Source organism: Oleiphilus sp. HI0117 (assembly GCF_001635235.1).
Genome location: NZ_LWGA01000804.1, coordinates 1 through 4595, shown reverse-complemented (window position 1 = coordinate 4595; position 4595 = coordinate 1). Strand labels below are relative to the sequence as shown.

The 4595-nt window shown below is 40.7% G+C and carries 4 protein-coding genes and 1 pseudogene; 3 read left to right on the top strand and 2 right to left on the bottom strand.

The window, feature by feature from the left end; genetic code table 11:
- Positions 1 to 531: hypothetical protein (locus A3757_RS13245; protein WP_231878273.1), on the top strand; the 531-nt coding region annotated here is incomplete at its 5' end.
- A gap of 37 nt (positions 532 to 568) precedes the next feature.
- On the opposite strand, the gene A3757_RS13240 is transcribed toward A3757_RS13245, so the two are convergent.
- Complete coding sequence (locus A3757_RS13240) at positions 569 to 1189, bottom strand: riboflavin synthase (protein WP_068510525.1); 621 nt, start codon at positions 1187 to 1189, stop codon at positions 569 to 571.
- 105 nt (positions 1190 to 1294) lie between these two features.
- Positions 1295 to 3190 (bottom strand): diguanylate cyclase, encoded by a 1896-nt coding sequence (locus A3757_RS13235; protein WP_068510527.1) that lies wholly within the window; start codon positions 3188 to 3190, stop codon positions 1295 to 1297.
- Between the two features lie 311 nt (positions 3191 to 3501).
- On the opposite strand from A3757_RS13235, the gene A3757_RS13230 reads away from it, so the two are divergent.
- Both A3757_RS13230 and A3757_RS25760 read left to right on the top strand, forming a co-directional pair.
- Positions 3502 to 4449, top strand: a complete 948-nt coding sequence (locus tag A3757_RS13230) for a hypothetical protein (protein WP_068554402.1) — start codon at positions 3502 to 3504, stop codon at positions 4447 to 4449.
- Positions 4450 to 4513: 64 nt separating this feature from the next.
- A pseudogene (locus A3757_RS25760) lies at positions 4514 to 4595 on the top strand (TetR family transcriptional regulator); the annotation flags it as partial.

The following is a 4595-nucleotide window of genomic DNA, read 5'->3' as shown; positions in this document are numbered from 1 at the left end:
GAGACTGCCTTAAGCAAGAATTTCTCAGTGGAAGCTTACCTAGGTTATTTAGATATAGTTATTAAAAACCAAGGAAATGACTTTCATGATACGACCGGCAATTCTTCGAATGGTAAGCCAAGAAATATATTGCTAGCTGATTCATATCTGGGGATCGATGCGAAATTTCGTGTAGAAGATTTGGATATTGATAGTACGAACAATGCGACCAATACAATCATACCTCGCTCAGTAACAAACCCTTATTTAACACTGCGTGATATGAGAATTCATAATGAACGTGGGAATGATACGCTTGGTAGTTTTGGCTTTGCAAGTGTTCAAAGTAAGTTGGCTGCAGCGCAACACATCATCCATAAAGATGGGGATGCTTTGATTCATGTTGATGGCCAAGCAATCTACGATATAAACGTTGCGTGGGATTGGGATCTACCCCATGTCTCTTTCGGAGATACAGGTCAAAGCATCGGTTCTGTCTACTTTACTGATTTCCATATCTCGGATACTTCACTCGTCATTTCGGCACATTAGAATATTTGCTTGATACGATTAGACCTAAAGCCAGCATTTAAGCTGGCTTTTTTGTGCTCATGAATCGCTCCACGGTATCAACGATGGTCTGAGTTTGAGGGTCAATTTCTAGGTTCACTGCATCATCTACCTTGAGTTCACCAAAGGTTGTTACCTCTAGTGTTTCAGGTATTAGATGAACGCTAAAGGACTCATTAGATACTTCGCCTAGTGTTAGACTGCAGCCATTTAATCCGGCAAAGCCTTTAGGTAGGAGGTATTTTTGGAGATTTTCGGGTGTTGTGAAATAAACTGTATGGACATCGTTAGCTGAGTCAATTTTACATATTTCAACGCTGCAATGGATATGCCCAGACATTAGATGGCCGCCTATCTCATCACCAATAGCCGCGGCTCGCTCAAAGTTAACTTGGTCGCTTTCTTGTAGCGAGCCAAGGTTTGTTAGTTTAAGTGTCTCGAGCATTACGTCGAAGTTCGCCCAGTTTTGCTCAAGATCAAAGGCGGTAGCGGTCAGACAAGTGCCGTTAATTGCAATACTTGCGCCTTTACTTATGTTTTTCAATGCGCCATCAGGAAAACCTATTTTTAATGTTTTTAGATTGTCTGTACCTGAAATTTCAAGAATGCTTGCTTTACCTTGAACGATGCCTGTGAACATAATTCCTTAAACTCTCATTTTAATATGGCTAGTGTTTGTGAGGAGGCGTTTGTCGAATTAGTGCGAGAGTGTTTCAGTGAGTGGCCACGATAAAGTGGCACTGTATTACTCGAAATAGCATTTCTGGCCTATTACTCGATCGCGCCCAGCTTCCTTTGCTTTATACAGGCATTGATCGGCAATATCCAATAGTTTAATCGCGTGCTTGATTGTGTCTGTAGTAGGGGTGGCGTTGGATACACCAATGCTCACAGTTAAAAAGGTTGAAATGCCCGAATCCAAAAACTCGTTTTCTTTGAACTGCTCACGTATGCGCTCGGCAAGTCGCATAGCACCGTCTAATGTCGTATTGGGTAGAAGCACTGCTATTTCTTCACCGCCATAGCGTGCGACGGTATCCGAAGGTCGATGGATAACTGCTTTTATCAGCTCGGCAGAGCGAGTTAGACAGTAGTCACCATACAAATGTCCGTATTTATCATTAAGGACCTTAAAGTGATCTATATCGATCATAATAACTGAAAAGCTGAGGCTGTCCCTCGCAGCACGGTGAATTTCTTTCTTAAAGGTCTTATCGAAATAGTAGCGATTCTTTAGACTAGTAAGGCCGTCAGTTACGCTTAGTTCCTTAAGCTGCGTATTCGCTTCTTCGAGCGCTTCGGTGCGTGATTTAACGATTTTATCTAAATCCTGATTCATTTTGATTTGCGCATCGAGTAGTGCATCTTGAGCTTCAACTCGCAAGTCTTTTTCATAATTTAACCTGTCAGCGAATGCGATAGAGAGAAGTGTCAGCTCGATTAGAGTGCCAAGGGATAATGCGTTTTCATTGAAAATATTTGGTTCTATAATTCGGTTATTTTCTAATAGGAAAATAATGACCGCACCTAAATAGCTAAACCAGGCCAAAGCAAAATAACGAGCAGTTTTAATCCCTTTTAGCCAGTATTTCACACCAAGGTAAAAGCCGGTCATTACCATAAAGCTTACAGCGATAAATGTACTTTTTAATGCGAAGCTATAAGAAATTAAGAAGCCGGATAGTACCGTCAATATGAAAGTCAGAATTAGAAGCTTTATCAGTACAAGGTCTCGCTTAGAGCTTATGTAGTCGATACCAATAAAATTCTTAATAAATGTTATCGCACTAATGCCGGTAAAAGCGGCAGAAAATACAACAGCGTGGTAATTAAATAGGGGGTAGTTTGGCCATAGATATTGAAAAGCGAGACCAGAAAGCACTAACTGGATGATTGCGCATGAGCTTAGGTATATTAAATAGTAAAGATAGCCTTTATCCTTTACGGTGAGATAAATAAAGCTATTGTAAAAAAGCATAATCAGGATTGCGCCGAAATATATCCCGGATAGAAGACTAAAAGATATGTTTTGCTTACTTAACTCATTTTGGGTAACGATTGAGAGCGGGAGTTGCAATACACCTTCTGACTGTATGTTTAGATATACGTCAAGCTCTGTATGGTTTTCTGGAATACTAAAAACAAAAGTAGGTAAATCTACCTTTCGGCTTTTAAATGGTAAGTGGTCGCCGGTATTGACTTGTTTGACGATGCGGCCGTCATTGACAAAATAAATCGATACACGGTCGTGATGAGGGTAATCTAATTTAACAAAATACTGTTGGTCGATATGAAAGCGCTGTTTGTGTAGCTTAAAGCGGAACCAGTAAGGCGCGTTCGTCTGCCCAAAGTGCTGAATGTGCTCGGTATTTTTTGTCCATTTATTTTTATCTATTGCTAGCACATCATTGATGCTTGCCGAAAAGGAACTGTCCAAGTAGTAATCTAGATAAGGTAGTGCATTAACTTCATCTACTATTTTGCTTACCTTAATTGTTTCGTACTGCGATGACGTGCTTTGTGCTAAGGATGGCTTAGAAATCGCGAGACTGACCCACAGCCCAATAGTGGCAATAAGCAAGATAAGCCATGCCATTTGAGAGCGTTCAGGAAGTAGGTCTATCTTTCTGTGAATGCTCATGCTCTGCTCAGAGTCCGATGTGCGTAGTTAGCTAGTGATTGGTGTGTAGTTGTTAGTATAGTGGATGTCTGAGAAATAGTTTCTAGAAAGCCATAAAAAACGCCGGATTTATAACAAATATGATAACCGGCGCAACTTGAATTTTGTCTAGTTTAGTTTTTAGGTCTGTCTATTGTTGCGAGTAAGGGCGAGGGTGCCTTGCGTTTTTAATAGCCCAGAATCTAAGCAAAGATGATAAGTAAGAGGCTATAATTACTAAAGTTGTTCAGATGGCATCCGATAAACTATAGCAACACCAAAGGGAAATCTTAGTGACTGCGCAACAAACAAACAATGCGGATACAAGCAAAACTGCATCTCTTGATAGCTTGTTAAATGATATCGATCAAAATAATGGCTTGGCCTCTGGTGATGACGCAGAGGAAAATAGCAGGCGCAAGACTCCCGATCGACGGCATACAAGCAAAAAACCTCGAGGAACTGTTGAGCGTCGTTTAGAAGACGACCGACGCCAAAAGAAAAGTATTGTTGATAACGCGCGAGAGCGTATTCTTGCACAAAAGGCCGAATTAAAACTGCAGCAACATAGGAAGAAGATATTACTTGCAGGCTGTGAGCCTGTAATGGGCTTGAACTATGATCACCTCGCAATGGACGATTACCCCGATAACACCTTGGTAGCCGAAGCTCGGAGAGATAGAGATTACTGGGTACTTATATGTGCTATTTTCGCGTCCTTGTTTGTATTTAGTTTGTTAGGTTTGCTTGATGCCTGGGTTGGTGGTGTTGGTTGTGGTATGGCTTTTCTATCTGCTTTTTTTGCATTCTCTCCTATGCGGAAGTTCTTTTTCTCTCGTCCACATTTACATGAGTTGCTAGCTAAAAGAAAGGTGATCGAATACGGAGCTTTACACCATATTCAGTACCTTGAAGGCACTGACGGGCTCGCATGGCGTTGCCAAAAATTGACAAAATTCAACCCGAACTTATCCAAGAGCCTCTTTAACGGTATATATCGTTACTCTAAAGATCGATCACTGCTAAACTATATGCAAAACAAAAAGACAATTCGTCTGTATTTGTTATTAATGGTTGAAGCTCAAAAGGCCTATAAACGCTTGGAAAAAGAATATCTAGAGAGCCATTTTAAGCATCTTGACCAAGGCTGGGATGACAGAATTGATGAGCTTGAAGCTAGCAAACTTGAACAATCGTTAAATAAGTCGGTAGGCGAGCCTGAGCAGAATCTAAAATCTTGACTTTAAGCTAGATCAAACGTATGTTTCAAACATCTGTTTGGAATATATATACTAAAAGAATTATATGGCTTATACCGAGACTGTTAACCGAATACTTGATGCTGCCGAGGTTCTCTTTGCTGAAAAGGGCTTCTCAGAAACTTCAC